The organism is Pseudomonas sp. PDM21 (assembly GCF_014852505.2).
Lineage (GTDB): Bacteria > Pseudomonadota > Gammaproteobacteria > Pseudomonadales > Pseudomonadaceae > Pseudomonas.
Genome location: NZ_CM181223.1, coordinates 6,204,856 through 6,222,694 on the forward strand (window position 1 = coordinate 6,204,856; position 17,839 = coordinate 6,222,694).

General features: G+C 59.5%; 14 protein-coding genes and 1 tRNA gene. All 15 read left to right on the top strand.

Annotation, left to right across the window (positions count from 1 at the left end; genetic code table 11):
* Positions 1 to 308 precede the first annotated feature (308 nt).
* The 15 genes from IB275_RS28630 to IB275_RS28700 all read left to right on the top strand — a co-directional run bounded on the left by IB275_RS28630 (position 309) and on the right by IB275_RS28700 (position 17,809).
* Entirely contained in the window at positions 309 to 788 is a 480-nt protein-coding gene (locus IB275_RS28630; protein ID WP_192293310.1) for a MarR family winged helix-turn-helix transcriptional regulator, read from the top strand.
* Positions 785 to 2,266 carry an efflux transporter outer membrane subunit gene (locus IB275_RS28635; protein WP_192293312.1) on the top strand — a complete coding sequence of 494 codons (1,482 nt, stop codon included), beginning with the start codon at positions 785 to 787 and terminating at the stop codon, positions 2,264 to 2,266. Before IB275_RS28630 ends, IB275_RS28635 begins: the two co-directional genes overlap by 4 nt.
* A gap of 14 nt (positions 2,267 to 2,280) precedes the next feature.
* Positions 2,281 to 3,465, top strand: a complete 1,185-nt coding sequence (locus IB275_RS28640; RefSeq protein WP_192293314.1) for an HlyD family secretion protein — start codon at positions 2,281 to 2,283, stop codon at positions 3,463 to 3,465.
* A 13-nt stretch (positions 3,466 to 3,478) separates the two neighbouring features.
* Positions 3,479 to 5,017: a DHA2 family efflux MFS transporter permease subunit gene (locus IB275_RS28645; protein ID WP_192293316.1), complete on the top strand. Its 1,539-nt coding sequence runs from the start codon at positions 3,479 to 3,481 to the stop codon at positions 5,015 to 5,017.
* Between the two features lie 74 nt (positions 5,018 to 5,091).
* Positions 5,092 to 5,167, top strand: a tRNA-Thr gene (locus tag IB275_RS28650).
* Between the two features lie 313 nt (positions 5,168 to 5,480).
* Positions 5,481 to 6,911 carry a mannose-1-phosphate guanylyltransferase/mannose-6-phosphate isomerase gene (locus tag IB275_RS28655; protein WP_192293318.1) on the top strand — a complete coding sequence of 477 codons (1,431 nt, stop codon included), beginning with the start codon at positions 5,481 to 5,483 and terminating at the stop codon, positions 6,909 to 6,911.
* Between the two features lie 87 nt (positions 6,912 to 6,998).
* A complete protein-coding gene (locus tag IB275_RS28660) occupies positions 6,999 to 7,793 on the top strand; it encodes an ABC transporter permease (RefSeq protein ID WP_192293320.1) in 795 nt (264 codons plus the stop codon).
* Positions 7,793 to 9,016: an ABC transporter ATP-binding protein gene (locus IB275_RS28665; RefSeq protein ID WP_192293322.1), complete on the top strand. Its 1,224-nt coding sequence runs from the start codon at positions 7,793 to 7,795 to the stop codon at positions 9,014 to 9,016. The genes IB275_RS28660 and IB275_RS28665 overlap by 1 nt, the downstream gene beginning before the upstream one ends.
* Positions 9,013 to 11,331 (top strand): FkbM family methyltransferase, encoded by a 2,319-nt coding sequence (locus tag IB275_RS28670; protein WP_192293324.1) that lies wholly within the window; start codon positions 9,013 to 9,015, stop codon positions 11,329 to 11,331. Before IB275_RS28665 ends, IB275_RS28670 begins: the two co-directional genes overlap by 4 nt.
* 48 nt (positions 11,332 to 11,379) lie before the next feature.
* Positions 11,380 to 12,597: a glycosyltransferase family 2 protein gene (locus IB275_RS28675; RefSeq protein ID WP_192293326.1), complete on the top strand. Its 1,218-nt coding sequence runs from the start codon at positions 11,380 to 11,382 to the stop codon at positions 12,595 to 12,597.
* Between the two features lie 5 nt (positions 12,598 to 12,602).
* Positions 12,603 to 13,700, top strand: coding sequence for a glycosyltransferase (locus tag IB275_RS28680; protein WP_192293328.1), 1,098 nt, complete (start codon positions 12,603 to 12,605; stop codon positions 13,698 to 13,700).
* A 66-nt stretch (positions 13,701 to 13,766) separates the two neighbouring features.
* Complete coding sequence (locus IB275_RS28685; RefSeq protein WP_192293330.1) at positions 13,767 to 14,723, top strand: GDP-L-fucose synthase family protein; 957 nt, start codon at positions 13,767 to 13,769, stop codon at positions 14,721 to 14,723.
* Positions 14,724 to 14,733: 10 nt separating this feature from the next.
* Positions 14,734 to 15,768, top strand: coding sequence for a GDP-mannose 4,6-dehydratase (gene gmd / locus IB275_RS28690; RefSeq protein ID WP_192293332.1), 1,035 nt, complete (start codon positions 14,734 to 14,736; stop codon positions 15,766 to 15,768).
* Positions 15,768 to 16,667, top strand: coding sequence for a GDP-mannose 4,6-dehydratase (locus IB275_RS28695; protein WP_192293334.1), 900 nt, complete (start codon positions 15,768 to 15,770; stop codon positions 16,665 to 16,667). The genes gmd and IB275_RS28695 overlap by 1 nt, the downstream gene beginning before the upstream one ends.
* Entirely contained in the window at positions 16,664 to 17,809 is a 1,146-nt protein-coding gene (locus IB275_RS28700; protein WP_192293336.1) for a glycosyltransferase family 4 protein, read from the top strand. The genes IB275_RS28695 and IB275_RS28700 overlap by 4 nt, the downstream gene beginning before the upstream one ends.
* The last annotated feature ends 30 nt before the right edge of the window (positions 17,810 to 17,839 follow it).

The window sequence follows — 17,839 nt, forward strand, 5'->3', positions numbered from 1 at the left end:
GTCCAGACCGCCTCGCTGCGATCTGGTCATTTTCTGTACATATAAATTAAGTCTTTAAAAAACAGATAGTTACGATACTTCGTGATTGCTATCACATCTCATATGCAATTTGCGCCCTAAAGCTTTCCCCCTTGTGCATAAAGGCCGCTGACGGTGTAGGAAATCAGCCATTCCTGTTGCCAATCCTGCTCCAATGGCGCTTCGTCGAACGGATTGTTGCGTAATCGCGACAATCGAATCTTGTCAATTGCTGCCTAGGCAGTATCATTTCGAAACATTTCACTGCCTAAGCAGCTATCTGTTTTGACATGAATCACTACGACGTCGCGGATTTTCCGTTCAAAGGCTCCATCGGCCAGTTGCTGGGCGCCACCGCCATCCTCAAGGATCGCCTGCTGGATAAGCACCTTGCGCACCTGGACATCACTGCTGCGCAGTTCAAGGTGCTGTTCTTCATCGGCAACGACCGCGCCAATACCCCGGCCGAGCTATGCCGCGAGCTGTCCATCGACAGCGGGTCCATGACCCGCATGCTCGACCGCCTGGCACGCAAGGATCTGCTGGTCCGCGAGCCCTGCCCAAACGATCGCCGCAGCGTGCGCCTGAGCCTGAGCCCGGCCGGACAGGCCGTGAATGACGAAGCCCCGAGCATCGCCGCTGCAGCCATGAACGAGCTGGTCGGCGGTCTCTCCCGCGACGAACTGCAGACCCTCACCGGCCTGCTCGACAAGATCCTGCGCGCCCACGGCGCCGCGGCCCATTGCGCGGCGCAGGAGAAAAGACCATGAACCACCTCCGTATCGCCCTGCTGCCGGCCGTCGTGTTTGCCGCCGTGCTGGGACTCTCCGGCTGCGTCAGCTACTCGGGCCTGGACACCAGCGGCAAGGCCGTCGACCCCGCTAGCCTGAAGGCCGGCGTTAGCCTCGACGGCACTCCGCTGTCCACCGCCGCCTGGCCCAGCGAACACTGGTGGACCAGCCTGGGCGACCCGCAACTGGACGGCCTGATCGGCGAGGCCCTGCGCGGCACGCCCGACCTGGATATCGCCAGCGCACGCGCCCGCCAGGCCATCGCCGCAGCGCAAGCACAGGACGCCGCGCGCATGCCCAGCATGAAAGGCACCGCCAGCTACGCCGGCATCCGCGCACCGGAAAGCGTGATTCCTGCGCCCATGGGCGGTCGCTACTCGGCGGTGAAATACCTGTCGCTCAGCTTCAGCTACGACCTCGATCTCTGGGGCGGCCAGCGCGACGCCTGGGAGGCCGCCCTCGGCCAGGCCAACGCCGCCGAAGTCGACCGCCAGGCCGCCTCGATCACGCTCTCCACCAATGTCGCCCGCGCCTACAGCGACCTGGCCCACGCCTTCGTCGCCCGCGACCTGGCCAAAGACGAACTGGACCGCTCGCAGCACCTCTTCCAGCTCAGCCAGAAGCGCATGGACGCAGGCCTGGACAGCAAGGTCCAGCTGCAGCAGACGCAGTCCCAGGTCGCCAGCGCCAAGCAGCAGCTGGCCGCCGCAGAACAGGAGATTGCCAGCGACCGCATCGCCCTCGCCATCCTGCTCGGCCAGGGCCCTGACCGTGGCCAGGACCTGCAGCGCCCGCAGGTGCTCAAGCCCGGTGCGCTTAGCCTGCCATCGAACCTGCCGGCCGAGCTGCTGGGTCGTCGCCCGGACATCGTCGCCGCACGCTGGCGGGTCGAAGCCGCCTCGAAAAGCATCGACTCGGCGAAGACCGAGTTCTATCCCAACGTGAACCTGGGTGCGATGGTCGGCCTGGCCGCTCTGCACACCAGCGACGTGCTTAAAGCGCCCAGCCGGTTCTTCCAGATCGCCCCGGCCATCTCCCTGCCGATCTTCGACGGTGGCCGCCTGCGCGCCAACCTGGCCGGGAAGGACGCCGACTACGACCTGGCCGTCGCCCAGTACAACAAGACCCTGGTCAACGCCCTCGGCGAAGTCACCGACGACCTCGGCAAGCTGCGCTCGCTGGAGCAGCAGATCGACGACCAGCGCGAAGCCCGCGACATCGCCAAATCCAACTTCGACCTGGCCATGCGCCGTTACGGCGAAGGCGTCGGCAACTACCTCGACGCCCTCAGCGTGCAGCAACAGTTGCTCCTCGCCGAGCGCCAGCTGGCCAGTCTGGACGCCCAGCGCATCGACCTCTCGGTGCAACTGGTCCAGGCCCTGGGCGGTGGCTACCACCCCGATACCACTTCCACTCCCGCCCCATTCGCCCAGGCGAACGCGGCCGCCGCGCACTGAACGAGGCACCCGACATGAGCACCGCCACTCAAGAAACCCCGAACGGCAACCCCAAGCGCAAGCGCTGGCTGCTGATCCTGCTCGCCGTCGTCATCCTCGCCGGCCTTGCCAGTGTCGCCTGGGAACTCCTCTACGGCCGCTGGCACGAGGACACCGACGATGCCTACGTAAACGGCAACGTCGTGCAGATCACCCCGCAGATCACCGGCACCGTGGTCAGTATCGGCGCCGATGACGGCGACCTGGTGCACAAGGGCCAGGTGCTGGTGAAGTTCGACCCCAGTGATGCCGACATCGCCCTGCAGCAGGCCGAAGCCAACCTCGCGCGCACCGTGCGCCAGGTGCGCGGGCTGTTCAGCAACGTCGACGGCTACAAGGCCGACGTCGCCACGAAGAAGGTCGCCCTGTCCAAGGCCGAGGCCGATTTCAAGCGCCGGCAGAACCTCGCCAACGACGGCGCCATCTCCCAGGAAGAACTGGCTCACGCCCGCGACGCCCTGGACACCGCGCGCAGCTCGCTGACCAACTCCGAGCAGCAACTGGACACCAACCGCGCACTGGTCGACGACACCGTGATCGCCTCGCACCCGGACGTCAAAGCTGCCGCCGCCAAGCTGCGCCAGGCCTACCTGGACGACGCCCGCGCGGTGATCATTGCGCCGGTCACCGGCTACGTCGCCAAGCGCACCGTGCAGGTTGGCCAGCGTGTGCAGCCGGGCGCCGCGCTGATGGCGGTGATTCCCCTGGACCAGGTGTGGATCGACGCCAACTTCAAGGAAACCCAGCTCAAGCACATGCGCATCGGCCAGCCGGTGGAAATCCGTTCCGACCTCTATGGCGGCGAAGTGAAGTACTCCGGCACCGTCGACAGCCTCGGCGTCGGCACCGGCAGCGCCTTCTCCCTGCTGCCGGCGCAGAACGCCACCGGCAACTGGATCAAGATCGTCCAGCGCGTCCCGGTGCGCATCCGCATCAACTCAGAGGAGCTGGCGAAGAACCCGCTGCGCATCGGCCTGTCCATGGACGTCAACGTCAGTCTGCACGACCAGAGCGGACCCGCCCTCGCCCAGCAATCGCCGCACGAGGCGGTGTTCTCCACCGACGTGTACCAGGAGCAACTGGCCTCAGCCGACCAGTTGATCGAGAAGCTGATCCAGGCCAACCTCGCCGACGCCAACCACAGCACCGCGCAGCGCTGATCCGACTACCGTCATGAGCCAGCCCAACAGCAGCAGCTTCAGCCCACCCAGCCTGGTCATGGCCACCATCGGCCTGTCGCTGGCGACCTTCATGCAGGTGCTCGACACCACCATCGCCAACGTCGCCCTGCCGACCATCTCCGGCAACCTCGGGGTAAGTTCCGAGCAGGGCACCTGGGTCATCACCTCCTTCGCGGTGAGCAACGCCATCGCCCTGCCACTCACCGGCTGGCTGAGCCGCAAAGTCGGCGAGGTTCGGCTGTTCATCGCCGCCACCCTGCTCTTCGTGGTCGCCTCGTTCCTCTGCGGTGTCGCCCAGCAGATGGGGATGCTGGTGGGCTTCCGGGCCATCCAGGGCTTCGTCGCCGGGCCGCTCTACCCGATCACCCAGACCCTGCTGATCTCCATCTATCCTCCAGCGAAAAGGGGGATGGCACTGGCACTGCTGGCGATGGTGACGGTGGTCGCGCCCATCGCCGGGCCCATCCTCGGCGGCTGGATCACCGACAGCTACAGCTGGCCGTGGATTTTCTTCATCAACGTACCCATCGGCCTGTTCGCCGCCATGGTCGTCTACCAGCAACTGCGTGCTCGCCCAGTCGTGATCAAGCACGCGCCTATGGACTACATGGGCCTGGCGATGCTGGTGATCGGCGTCGGCGCCCTGCAGATCGTCCTCGACAAGGGCAACGACCTGGACTGGTTCGAATCCGGCTTCATCATCGGCGGCACGGTCATCGCAGCGATCGCCCTGGCGGTCTTCGTGATCTGGGAGCTGACCGACAAGCACCCGATCGTCAACCTGCGACTGTTCGTGCACCGCAACTTCACGGTGGGAACGTTGGCGTTGGTCGGCGGCTACGCCGGCTTCTTCGGCATGAACCTGCTGCTGCCGCAGTGGCTGCAGACCCAGATGGGCTACACCGCGACCTGGGCGGGCCTGGCGGCCGCACCAATTGGGATCCTGCCCGTATTCCTCTCGCCGCTGGTCGGCCGCTACGCAAACAACTTCGACCTGCGCCTGCTGGCGGGGCTGGCGTTCCTGGCGATGGCGGCGACCTGCTTCATGCGCGCCGACTTCACCACTGAGGTCGACTACCTGCACATCGCGCTGGTACAGATGTTCATGGGGCTGGGCGTGGCATTCTTCTTCATGCCGATCCTGAGCATCCTGCTCTCCGACCTGCCGCCCGACCAGATCGCCGACGGCTCCGGCCTGGCGACCTTCCTGCGGACCCTGGCCGGCAGCTTCGCCGCGTCCCTGACCACCTGGATCTGGAACCGCCGCGCGACCATGCACCACGCCTACCTGACCGAAAACCTCAGCCAGTACGACCCGGCCACCCGCACCACCGTCGAACAGCTCGGCGGCCCCGGCCAGCACAGCGCCGCGCTGCTGGAACGGATGGTGGAAAGCCAGGCCTACATGATCAGCACCATCGACTACTTCACCCTGCTGGGCTGGCTGTTCCTCGCCATGCTGGTAGTCATCTGCCTGGCCAAGCCGCCCTTCGGCGCCAAGCCCGGCGCAGCGACTGCGGGCGGTCACTGACGAAAACTGCGGATCATTCTGACAAATCAGTGGTTTACACCAAGGGCGCCGTGACTATAATGGCGCCCCTCCTTGCCGGTATAGCTCAGCTGGTAGAGCAACTGACTTGTAATCAGTAGGTCCCGGGTTCGACTCCTGGTGCCGGCACCATCTTCAAAAAAGCCCGCAGTCATGCGGGCTTTTTCATTTCCGCCTGCCTTTCGCCTTCTTCGCCGTGCAACATCAAATCGCCACACCTTAAATGAACTCAGTATTTTCCCTACACTGCTAGGGAACGAGTCGAGTTACTGCAAGTCCAAGCGCGTTTGGTTGTGCCCCTATTCGCGTCTGGACTGATGGCGCTATGAGTGGCACAACTCATTGTGTATCTTCTGCAGCGCCTGACTCCGGGTCGATTCCGCTCTACACAACGACCGAGATCGGCGATGCTGCTTTAGGACGAATTTCTCAAAGGACACGATCGATGCTGATCCCTGTGATCATCTGTGGCGGCGCTGGCAGCCGGCTTTGGCCGGTATCTCGCGAGGCCCATCCCAAGCCTTTCATGGCACTGCCGGATGGGCAGAATCTGCTGCAGAAGACGCTGCTGCGAGCAACAGCTCTCGACGGGGTGACGGAAGTCATGACCGTCACCAACCGCGAGCTGTTCTTCAAGACCGAAGACGAGTACCGCAAGCTCAAGGCCAGTGCCAGCTGCCTCAGCTATGTGCTTGAGCCGTTTGGCCGCAACACTGCGGCAGCAGTGGTCTCCGCGGCGCTGCAACTGGAGCAGGCGCACGGGCCGGACGCTATCATGCTGGTGCTCCCCGCTGACCATCTGATCAAACAGACCGACGCTTTCGCAGACGCCGTATCGCGCGCCAGCGCCCTTGCTGGCCAGGGTTGGCTGGTCACCTTCGGCGTTAAACCGCAGTATCCGGAAACCGGCTTCGGCTACATCGAGTGCGACAGCCATGCCCTCGAAGGCGGGCTGCAGGTCAAACGCTTCGTTGAAAAGCCGACGCAGGAAAAGGCCGAAGCGTACCTCGCGGCAGGCAACTACTTCTGGAACTCGGGCATGTTCTGCTTCCGGGTCGGCACACTGATCACCGAGATGCAGACCCACGCGCCCGAGGTCCATGATGCCGTCGCCCTGGCGATTTCCGGCTCCCGACTGGCGGAAGGGCCCGCCCACCGCTGCCTGACCCTGGATGGCGATCTGTTTGCCAAGGTGCCCGACATTTCCATCGACTACGCCTTGATGGAGCGCTCGGCAAAAGTTGCCACCGTTCCTTGCGACCTCGGCTGGAGCGACATCGGCTCCTGGAATGCCCTGAGTGAGCTAACCAGTGAAGATACGGACGGCAATCGCTGCGAAGGCGAAGTTCTGGTGCACGGAGCCAACAACAACTACGTGCACAGCCCCGAACGCCTGGCAGCGCTCGTCGGCGTGCAGGACCTGATCGTGGTGGATACCCCCGACGCGCTGCTGATCGCCCACAAGGAACACACCCAGGACGTCAAGCAGATCGTTGCGCAACTGAAGAAGAACGGCCACAGCGCCCACCTTCTGCACCGCACCGTACACCGCCCCTGGGGCACCTACACCACGCTCGAGGAAGGACACCGCTTCAAGATCAAGCGCATCGTGGTCAAACCCGGCGCCTCGCTGTCGCTGCAGATGCACCATCACCGCAGCGAGCACTGGATCGTGGTCACCGGCATGGCCAAGGTGGTCAATGGAGAAAGCACCCGGATGCTCAACAGCAACGAGTCGACATTCATTCCGGCCGGACACAGGCACCGTCTGGAGAACCCGGGCGTCATCGATCTGGTCCTGATCGAAGTCCAAAGCGGCGACTATCTGGGCGAGGATGACATTGTCCGCTTCGAGGACAACTACGGAAGGACCTGACGACCTCTTCCGAACCTGGGCAGCGCCAGTTACCCAGGTATTTCACCTGTATATCGCGCGACAAATGCCGCCAAACCCGGAAGCCTCATGGTATCTACTCTAGAAGCGCTGTATCGATATCGCAGTTTCATTCTTGGAAGTGTCAAACGCGAGTTTCAGTCCCGTTATCGCAGGAGCATGCTGGGTGCCGCCTGGCTGATCCTCCAGCCGCTGGCGATGATTCTTATCTACACCCTGGTGTTTTCCCAGGTGATGCGCGCCAAGCTACCGGGCATCGACAACTCGTACGCCTATAGCATTTACCTCTGCGCAGGGGTTCTGACCTGGGGATTCTTTTCGGAAGTTGTCGGCCGAGGCATGGGTGTCTTCATTGACAATGCCAATATGCTCAAGAAGCTCAGCTTTCCGCGCATCTGCCTTCCAGCGATCATTTCACTGTCGGCGCTGATGAACTTTTCGATCATCTTCGCGCTGTTCATCCTGTTCCTACTGATGACCAATAGCCTGCCCGGCGCACCGATCATCGCGTTGGTCCCGCTTCTGGCACTGCAGACAGCCTTTGCATTGGGGTTAGGCATCACGCTTGGCGTACTTAACGTATTCTTCCGCGACATCGGCCAGTTCATGGGCATATTTCTACAATTCTGGTTCTGGTTCACGCCGATCATCTACCCAGTGTCGATTATCCCCACCTGGGCGCAGGCCTACATTTCCGCCAACCCCATGACCAACCTGATCACGGCCTATCAGGCCGTGCTGGTTCAGCACCAGTGGCCACAATGGCAGTCACTCTGGCCACTTCTGTTGGTCAGTGTCATCAGCCTGGCAGTTGGCTTCCACCTATTCCGCAAACACTCCGCAGACATGGTGGATGAACTCTGATGGGCAGCATTCTGGTCAAGAAGCTGGGCAAGGCTTACAAACAATACGGGTCTCGATTCGACCGCCTGAGAGAATGGCTTTCCCCCACCAAGCGGCACTTCCACCAGCAGAAGTGGATCCTCCAGGACATAAATTTCGAGGTTCGGGCAGGCGAGGCCGTCGGCATCATCGGTATCAATGGTGCTGGCAAAAGTACATTGCTCAAGTTGATCACCGGGACTGCCCAGGCCACCACCGGCGAAGTCATCATGCATGGCCGCGTTGCTGCGATGCTGGAGCTGGGCATGGGTTTTCACCCTGAATTCACCGGCAGGCAGAACGTCTATATGGCTGGCCAACTACTCGGCCTGGATAACGCACAGATCAACGAGCTGATGCCTGACATCGAGGACTTCGCTGAGATCGGCGAGTACATCGACCAGCCTGTCCGCGTTTACTCCAGTGGCATGCAAGTACGTCTTGCATTCTCTGTGGCTACAGCGATACGACCCGACATCTTGATCGTCGACGAAGCGCTTTCAGTCGGCGATGCCTATTTCCAGCACAAGAGCTTCGAACGCATTCGCGACTTCCGTCAGGCTGGCACCACGCTTCTGTTGGTTTCCCATGACAAGCAGGCAATCCAGAGCATCTGTGACCGCGCAATCCTGCTCAATCGGGGCAGGATTGCCATGCAGGGCGACCCGGAGGCAGTCATGGACTACTACAACGCCTTGTTGGCCGAGCGGCAGAACCAGACTGTCCGGCAGGAGGTCATCGCCGACGGGAAGATTCAGACTATTTCCGGCAGCGGAGAAGCCACTGTCCAGGACATCGCGATACTTGATGAGACCGGCAAGACCGTCGAATTCATCGACGTGGGCCAGTCCATCACATTGCAGGTCCTGGTTGCAGTCCATCAGAACATTGACCGATTGGTTCTCGGGTACGGCATCAAGGACCGCCTCGGGCAGGTGATGTACGGCACCAACACGGCACTCAAAGAACAGGTCATCGAATCGCCCAAAGCTGGTGACACATACCGCTTTGAGTTCAGGTTTCAGGCGAATCTCGGACCAGGAAGCTACTCCATTCAGACAGCCCTGGTCAGTACCGACACGCACCTTGTGAACAATTACGAGTGGCGCGATCTCGCATTGGTGTTCAATGTCATCAACATCAACAAAACCCATTTCGTGGGCTGTTCGTGGATGGATCCCACAATCGAGATCACATCGCAATGAGCTTTATCTCCTACGCGCAGAATTTCGAAGACGTAATGTTGTGGCGTGCATTGCGTAGCATCGCCGAAGGTTTCTACATCGACGTGGGCGCCAACGATCCGACTGTCGATTCTGTGACCAGGGCCTTTTATGATGCCGGCTGGCACGGTATCAACATTGAGCCCATCAGCACTCACTACGCCGAACTGCAGAACGCCAGGCCCAGGGATATTAACCTGCATTGCGCGGCAGGAAGCGCTGCCGGAGAACTGAGCATCTGGCAATGCGATGTTCGTGGCTGGGCAACCATGAGCCCCGAAATCGCTCGACAACATGAAGAGGCCGGATTCTCAGGCGCCTGGGAAAAAACCCCGGTTCGCACTCTGAGCGATATCTGCCGGGAGCATGCACCTGAGGAGATTCACTTCCTCAAGATCGATGTTGAGGGCTTTGAACACGAAGTCATCCAAGGCATGGACATGCGGCGGTTCCGCCCTTGGCTGATGGTCATCGAGGCAACCGTACCCAGCTCGCCGGAAGAGAACTTCGGCACCTGGGAGAGCGCCCTCTTGGGCAACGGCTACACGCTGGCCTATGCCGACGGTCTAAACCGATTCTATGTGGCAGACGAACACAGGGAACTGCAGCAGGCGTTCGTCTATCCGCCGAACATCTTCGACGACTTCATCAGCGGACAGCTGCTGCAGGCCGTCGACGCCACCCATGTGTTGCAGGCACAAGTGGAACAACAGCAACAACAACTGACACAGCACGGGATCGAGAACGCTGATTTGAGCAGGCAAGTCGAAAATGCCCAGGCTCGCTTCGAAGCGCTCAGCCTCGACAGCACTAATCGAATCCAGGGCCTCGAGATCCGGCTAAGCCAGCAGGATGCTGACATTCACAAACTGAAGGTAGACCTCCTCCAAGAGCGCACGGCTCACCATAACGAATCTGCGCGCGCGCGCAGCGTGGAGGCGGAGAACCAGCGCCTGCATCAACGCCTGCAGTCCATCTGCCTCAGCCACTCCTGGCGCCTGACAGCGCCACTTCGCTGGCTTAGCAACCAGTCCTCCCTTTTGCATTCCCGCGGACTAAAGGCTCGCCTGATTGCCCTACGTAATCGACTGCAAAAACCTGCCGCAATGAGCGCAGGCGCCGGATCACCATTGAAGTCTGGCAACCGCCCACATCTGGCCCTCGACATGTACGTGCTAGGCCAGGGTGTGAAGACTGGCGTATATCGCGTCTGCGATGAACTATTCCGCCGGCTGGCCAAGCGCAGTGAACTCGACGTTCGCTACCTACTTAGGTCGAGCACGCAGGGGGCCAGCCTCAACTATCTGCAGAAACACGACATGCGTCAGGCGGTCGTAAGCGAGAGCGAGGCTACCCCGGGCCACCTCTGCGATGTGCTGCTGTCGCCGTTCGGCGTCGCTCCTGGATCCTGGCGTGAAGACCAGGAGATGCTCCAGTCCCACATCATCTATGACCTGATTGCAATTCGCCGGCCGGACCTGTTTACCCATGAGGCAAGCAGCGAAGTGCAGCGGATAATGGACAGCCTGACTCCCAATACGCTGGTATTCGCCATTTCCGAATTCACCCGGATGGACCTCCTGGAATATCGCCCTGACCTGTCTCCCGAGCAGATTATCGTGATCCCCCTGGCAGCTGGCGAGCAGTTCGCCCCCTGTACTGATCATCAGGTAATCGCCGCAGCGAAGACACGCTACTCGATTCCGCCCGGTGTCAATTACGTCCTGAGCCTGGCAACGCTTGAAGTCCGGAAGAATCTGGATCGCGTGGTGGATGCCTTCGCAGCCTACATGAACGACCACCCCGACAGCGATCTGCACCTTGTCCTCGCAGGCATGTCGGGCTGGAAGCTGGAGTCTCTCGGACAGTCGCTTTCCAACGCCGGACGCTGGAAAGATCGCATCATCCTTACCGGCTTTGTAGAGGATGTCGACCTGTCGGCCATTTACAGCGGCGCAACATGCTTCATCTATCTTTCGCAGTATGAGGGCTTTGGCCTTCCACCGCTGGAAGCGATGGCCTGCGGTACTCCTGTCATTTGCGCCAATAACTCGTCCCTGCCCGAAGTCGTTGGAGATGCGGGCGTGCTGATTGATGCCAACGACGTACGGGCTGCTGCCGAATCCATCTCAAGGATCTGTGAATCGGCGCAATTGCATTCCGAGTTGTCAGCTAAAGGCCTCGAGCGGGCAAAGCTGTTCACCTGGAAGAAGTGTGAAGACATCGTCACGGAATCTCTGATCCGGTTCGCCGCATCCAGGAGAGCAAACACACTCCCGGTCGGTCGCGACTCTTGAGTTCGCGCCAGGCGACCACGTACTAATACGACTTATCAAGGATTTTCGATGTCACTCAGCACAGGTAACGCCAGACCAGAAGGAAAGGTCCGTTTCGCCACCTATCTCGGATACCTGGATGGAGATTGCGGACCGATGTTCCCCGCCCACCTTCCTAGCAAGCCGGAAGGAAACGAGAACTGGCCAGTCTGGGCAGATTGTCTCCCCAGCGCCACTGAGGGCAACCCGCGTGAAGAGGGCGGGCTGAGGACACTTGGGCAGCTGAAGTCCAGCACCGCCGGTGAGCCGCTGATCACCTATGTAACGGTGGTCAGGAACAATCAGGACACACTGGAGCGCACTATCCTGAGCGTCCAGGAGCAGACCTACGGCAATGTAGAACATATTATTCTGGATGGCGCCTCTACCGATGGCACGCTGGAAATCATCCGGCGCCATGCCGACAAGCTCGATTACTACGTCTCCGAACGCGACGCGGGCCTTTATGACGCGCTGAACAAAGCGGTCCCTCTGTCCCGCGGAGCACTGATCTGCGTGCTCAACTCTGACGACTGGCTCGAGCCCAATGCTGCGCAGATTGCCGCCAAACATCTGCTGGACCGCGACGGGCCAATCATGCTGCTTAGCGCCGCAAGAGTTGCTGACGGTAAGGTAGTACACAACTGGCAGCCTGCAGTAGTTCATCCCGGTTCCTACTTCATGTGCGCCAACGATTGCCATAATGCCATCTATGCAAGCAAGAGCACTTACCAGCTGACCGGGCCGTACGACAGCACCTACAAGATTGCAGCAGACTTCAAGTGGATCATGAGTGCGCTAGACGCAGGTGCACAGTTCATCTATACCACCGAGCCAACGGTGAACTACTCACTCGGCGGCACATCCGGCGACTTTCTTGGACATAGCCGCGAGTGCATGCGAGTCGTGCGCGAGCGCTTCCCGGCGCTCAGCGAGCAGGAAGTGCAAGGCCTATATCACTGCTTCTTTATCTTCTCCGACGCAAACAAGAAGATCGAGCTCGGGATCCCGGACAACTACACTGCGTTTCTCCGGCAGACACTGGCCAATCATCCCGACGATGCAGCGCTCGCGACCTGCCTGGGCTGGGCTGCCATCGTCAAGCTGAATCATCCCCAGGACGCATCCCCCCTGCTCGCCCCGCAAGATCTCAACAGCCTGAAGCAAAAGATCGCCAACCGACTGAAAGGACATCCGCGAATCTACAGCTTTGTCCGAAAAATCTATATCAGCACTATGAAAGGGTAAGTTCGGTGGCCACGATCGCTTATGTTGATCACTCTTTCCATAAAAAAACTCTCTCCACGGGATTTCTACCGGAAATACTTCGCCGCCATGGGCACTCTGTAGATTATTTCTGGGATGAGTCTTGGTCCGGGGGCAACCCGGTCCCGTGGAACTCGGTAGCGAATCACGATGTGATAATCATGTTCCAGGCCTATTGCCCGATACTGGAGCAGAATTACCGTCAACTACATCCGAATGTCATATTTATTCCAATGCTGGATCAATTTGGCATCTGGCAAGGCCCCCTATTTAATCTTTCCAGATTCTGGGAGCCGTTCCAAGGCAGCAAAACAATCAGCTTCTCCAATGCTGTACATGCAATAGCTGTCGGCTCAGGAATTTCAAGCCACCATTGCCGCTATTATCAAGAAGTATCCGAAAATAACATTCCAAAGACGGACGGACTGCATGGGTTCTTCTGGCTCCGCCGGGAGGACCAGATCCCCTGGAAGACAATTAAAACACTTATATCAGAATCGGATTTCGATAGCTTCCATATTCATCTTTCCTCCGACCCTGGAAGTCCCCAACCCGCACTTCCATCAGAAGAAGATATTCGTCGTTTCAATATTACGACCTCTACTTGGTTCGAGCAAAAATCGGAATTCAATGAAGTCCTCGAGCGCGCCAATGTGTTCTTCTGCCCACGCATGGAGGAAGGCATCGGTCAGTCATTCCTCGAAGCTCTTTCCCGGGGGCAGTGCGTGGTCGCGCCGAACCACGGCACCATGAACGAGTATATTCTCCATGGCATCAATGGATTGCTCTTCGAAAGCTCTGCCCCACAACCGCTCTCCTTTGGCCAGGCAAAACGACTGGGGTACAACGCAAAAGAGTCTGCGCATATTGGAAGAGCCCAATGGCAGGAGGGGGAGGAGCGCTTGGTTAGATACATACTTACGCCAAGCGAAGCGCTATATGCCGGAAAGTACATTCACCAACCGGCAGAGGCCACGCTATACTCTCAGGTCAACTCGGGCCTCCGATACGCCGCTCGATACAACTCATCCATGAGAGCCGTGGGTCAGTTTCTCAGAGCTCTGAAGGGACGCTTGAAGTTCTGATTTTTGACGAATTACACCTATACACGCGAATAAGTTTGGCAACCCGAATATTCAATGGGGCAGACAATGAAAAGGAAAGTATTTGTAGCCGGCCACCGAGGTTTGGTTGGAACGGCAACCACTAGAGCACTGCAAAGTGCTCCGGAGAAGTATGAGCTTCTTACTCGGACACACTCCGAACTCGATCTCGAGGACCGCGACGCCACCTTCGACTTCTTCCGTACGCAGAAGCCAGACTACGTCGTAGTCTGTGCGGCAAAAGTGGGTGGCATCCTGGCCAACTCGCAGTTTCCGGTCGATTTCCTCCACCAGAATCTACGAATTCAGCTCAACGTGTTCGACGCAGCGTACGCCGTTGGCGTAAAGAGAATCATTTTCCTTGGCTCGTCCTGCATCTACCCGCGAGACTGCCCACAACCAATCAAGGAAGACTATCTGCTCACCGGGCCACTGGAAGCGACAAACCGCCCCTATGCTCTGGCGAAAATCGCTGGCGTCGAGTCGTGCTGGGCATTCAATCGCCAGTTCGGCACCCAATACCTGTCTCTGATGCCCACGAATATGTATGGGCCGGGTGACAACTATCACCCCGAGCATTCCCATGTTCTGCCCGCACTGCTGCGCCGCCTTCACGCAGCGAAGATAAACAACAGTCCAACTGTAGAGGTCTGGGGCTCTGGTACGCCGCGCCGCGAGTTCATGTTCTCCCTGGACCTGGGTGTCGCCATCGAGTTCCTCCTGGGCCTGTCGGACGAGGTGTTCTCCGGTCTGACCGCTGCCGATGTGGCACCACTACTGAACGTAGGCGTCGGCGAGGACATCACCATCAAGGAACTGGCGCAGATGATCTGCGAGACCGTTGGTTACGAAGGCGAACTGGTCTTTGATCCCAGCAAGCCGGACGGCACACCGAGAAAGCTGCTGGATGTCAGCAAACTGAATAAACTTGGCTGGAAAGCCCAGACAACTCTCGATGTCGGCCTGCGTGCTGCCTACGAGGATTATCTGAAGATCATTGCTTAAGAGAACGAACATGAAAACTGCAGTTATCACGGGTATTACCGGACAGGATGGCGCTTACCTGGCTGAGCTCCTGCTGGACAAGGGTTATACGGTATACGGCACGTTCCGCCGCACCAGCTCGGTCAACTTCTGGCGAATCGAGGAACTGGGCATCCAGTCCCACCCCAACCTCCACCTGGTCGAATACGACCTGACCGACCTCTCCGCGAGCATCCGCCTGCTTGAAAATACCAAGGCCGATGAGGTCTACAACCTCGCGGCTCAGAGCTTCGTGGGCGTCTCGTTTGAGCAGCCACTCACCACTGCGGACATCACTGGCCTGGGCGCGGTCAACCTGCTCGAAGCCATCCGCATCGTCAATCCGAAGATCCGCTTCTACCAGGCATCGACCTCGGAAATGTTCGGCAAGGTCCAGGCGATCCCGCAGATTGAATCGACCCCGTTCTACCCGCGCAGCCCTTATGGTGTTGCCAAGCTCTACGCCCACTGGATGACCATCAACTACCGAGAGTCCTACGGAATTTTCGGCACCAGCGGCATCCTTTTCAATCATGAGTCGCCACTGCGCGGCCGTGAGTTTGTCACCCGCAAGATCACCGACTCCGTCGCCAAAATCAGCCTCGGCAAGCTCGACGTGCTGGAACTGGGCAACCTGGACGCCAAACGCGACTGGGGCTTTGCCAAAGAGTACGTGGAAGGCATGTGGCGCATGCTTCAGGTTGATGAGCCAGACACCTTCGTACTGGCCACCAATCGCACCGAGACCGTGCGTGACTTCGTATCGCTGGCCTGCAAAGCAGTAGACATCGACGTCCAGTGGCAGGGCCAGGGGTCGGATGAAAAAGGCATTGATGCTCGTACCGGCAAGACTATCGTGTCGATCAACGCCAAGTTCCATCGCCCGGCCGAAGTTGACCTGCTGATCGGCGACCCGACCAAGGCCCGCGAGAAGCTCGGCTGGGCACCCAAGACCGCGCTCGAGGACCTGTGCCGCATGATGGTCGAAGCCGATCTGCGCAGAAACAAACAGGGATTCTCCTTCTGATGAATGCCGGCAGCAAACGTGCGCTGATCACAGGATTCAACGGCTTTACCGGCTGCTATATGGCAGCCGAACTGGAGCGTTGCGGCTTCGAAGTGTTCGGTCTGGGTACACGCCCTGACAACGCACCTGGCTACTACGTCGCAGATCTAGCTGACGCGGCCTCCTTGCGGTCCGTCGTGGCGGACATCAAGCCCGATGTGGTCGTGCACCTTGCTGCCCTGGCTTTCGTGGCTCATGGCGACGCCAATGCGTTCTATCAAGTCAACCTAATCGGCGCTCGAAATCTGCTGGAGGCGATCGACGCCTGCGGCAAGACACCTGACTGCGTGCTGCTGGCCAGCAGTGCCAATGTCTACGGCAATGCACCGGTGGAAAGGCTGCATGAATCCACCAGGCCGGCGCCGGCAAACGATTACGCCGTCAGCAAGCTGGGCATGGAGCTCATGGCGAAACTATGGATGGACCGCCTCCCGATAGTCATCGCGCGCCCCTTCAACTACACCGGCGTCGGGCAGTCGGAGAACTTCCTCCTGCCCAAGATCGTCGCACACTTTCAGCGTAGCGCCACGCAGATCGAATTGGGCAATCTTGAAATTCGCCGCGACTTCAGCGACGTACGCGCCGTGGTGCAGGCCTATCGTCGCCTGTTGGAGGTGAAACCACTGGGCCAGACTGTGAACGTCTGCTCCGGCTCTACTCATTCACTGCGTGAAGTGCTTTCCATGTGCGAGGAAATCACCGGTCGTCAGATAGAGGTGAGAGTGAACCCCGCTTTCATCCGGCAAAGCGAGGTCAAGACATTGTGCGGCGATGCAGCATTGTTGCGCTCCATTCTGGGAGACTGGAGTACCCCGCCGCTAATCGAGACACTTCGATGGATGCTGGCCGCTGAAGCATGAAGGTCATACTTTCTGTCGAGCCCGTCCGTTATCCATTGACGGGCATCGGCCGCTACACCTATGAGCTCGCTCTGCGACTTGGACAAGCACCGGAGATCGATCAGCTTCACTACTTCTCCGGCACCAGGATGCTCCCAGAACTGCCGCACCCCTCGAGCCAGTCCGACGGTAGCTATAGCCTCAAGCGTGTCATCCAGCAGAGCAGTCTCGCCATCGAGGCATACCGGCTGCTGATGCCGCTGCTGAAGGCAAAAAGCTTGCGCCCGTGGAAGGACCACCTCTACCACGGCCCCAACTTCTTCCTGCCCCCCTTCTCCGGCAAAAAGGTAGCAACCTTTCACGACCTCTCGCCATTCAGCTGGGCGCATTGCCACCCGGCTCAACGCGTGGGATTCCTGCAGAAGGAGCTACTGAAAACACTTAAGCACGCCGACGCGCTGATCACTGACTCGGAGTACGTGCGCCGTGAAATTGCCGAACATTTCTCCTGGCCGCTGGAGCGCATCCATACGGTCCCGCTCGCCAGCTCGGATGACTTCCGTCCACGTAAAGAGCCCGAGCTGAGCGCCACTCTCGCCAAGCACTCGCTGGTCATGGGAGGTTACGCCCTGTTCGTTGGCACTATCGAACCACGCAAGAATCTCCAGACACTGCTGAGCAGCTACTCGCGCTTGCCCATCTCCCTGCGCAAGCGCTGGCCGCTCGTACTCACCGGCTACCGCGGCTGGCGCAACGATGAGATTCATCGCCAGATCGAAACGGGGGAACGTGAAGGCTGGGCGCGTTACCTGGGCTTTGTCTCGCACGACGACCTGCCGCTGCTCTACGCAGGAGCGAGGCTGTTCGCGTTTCCGTCCCTTTATGAAGGCTTCGGCCTGCCAGTTCTCGAGGCCATGAAGTCCGGAGTCCCAGTAGTGTGCTCCACCAGTTCGTCGTTACCGGAAGTGGCGGGCAACGCTGCGCTGACTTGCGAAGCCTTGGATGTCGACGCACTGACTAATGCCTTGCAGCAGGGGCTTGAAGACGAAATCTGGCGCACAGAAGCCATTGGCAACGGTCTGCAGAACGCGGCGTCATTCTCCTGGGAGCGCTGCACGCAGGAGACCATACAGGTATATGAACAAGTGCTCCGCGAAGGATAGGGGCAGGCCGAACGCCAGACCTCGGTGCGA

Bases quoted from the DNA above. Each gene is read 5' to 3' on its own strand.
- IB275_RS28645 (WP_192293316.1), top strand. From the start codon at position 3,479: ATGAGCCAGCCCAACAGCAGCAGCTTCAGCCCACCCAGCCTGGTCATG.
- IB275_RS28700 (WP_192293336.1), top strand. From the start codon at position 16,664: ATGAAGGTCATACTTTCTGTCGAGCCCGTCCGTTATCCATTGACGGGC.
- gmd (WP_192293332.1), top strand. From the start codon at position 14,734: ATGAAAACTGCAGTTATCACGGGTATTACCGGACAGGATGGCGCTTAC.
- IB275_RS28685 (WP_192293330.1), top strand. From the start codon at position 13,767: ATGAAAAGGAAAGTATTTGTAGCCGGCCACCGAGGTTTGGTTGGAACG.
- IB275_RS28635 (WP_192293312.1), top strand. From the start codon at position 785: ATGAACCACCTCCGTATCGCCCTGCTGCCGGCCGTCGTGTTTGCCGCC.
- IB275_RS28695 (WP_192293334.1), top strand. From the start codon at position 15,768: ATGAATGCCGGCAGCAAACGTGCGCTGATCACAGGATTCAACGGCTTT.
- IB275_RS28665 (WP_192293322.1), top strand. From the start codon at position 7,793: ATGGGCAGCATTCTGGTCAAGAAGCTGGGCAAGGCTTACAAACAATAC.
- IB275_RS28670 (WP_192293324.1), top strand. From the start codon at position 9,013: ATGAGCTTTATCTCCTACGCGCAGAATTTCGAAGACGTAATGTTGTGG.
- IB275_RS28660 (WP_192293320.1), top strand. From the start codon at position 6,999: ATGGTATCTACTCTAGAAGCGCTGTATCGATATCGCAGTTTCATTCTT.
- IB275_RS28630 (WP_192293310.1), top strand. From the start codon at position 309: ATGAATCACTACGACGTCGCGGATTTTCCGTTCAAAGGCTCCATCGGC.
- IB275_RS28655 (WP_192293318.1), top strand. From the start codon at position 5,481: ATGCTGATCCCTGTGATCATCTGTGGCGGCGCTGGCAGCCGGCTTTGG.
- IB275_RS28675 (WP_192293326.1), top strand. From the start codon at position 11,380: ATGTCACTCAGCACAGGTAACGCCAGACCAGAAGGAAAGGTCCGTTTC.
- IB275_RS28640 (WP_192293314.1), top strand. From the start codon at position 2,281: ATGAGCACCGCCACTCAAGAAACCCCGAACGGCAACCCCAAGCGCAAG.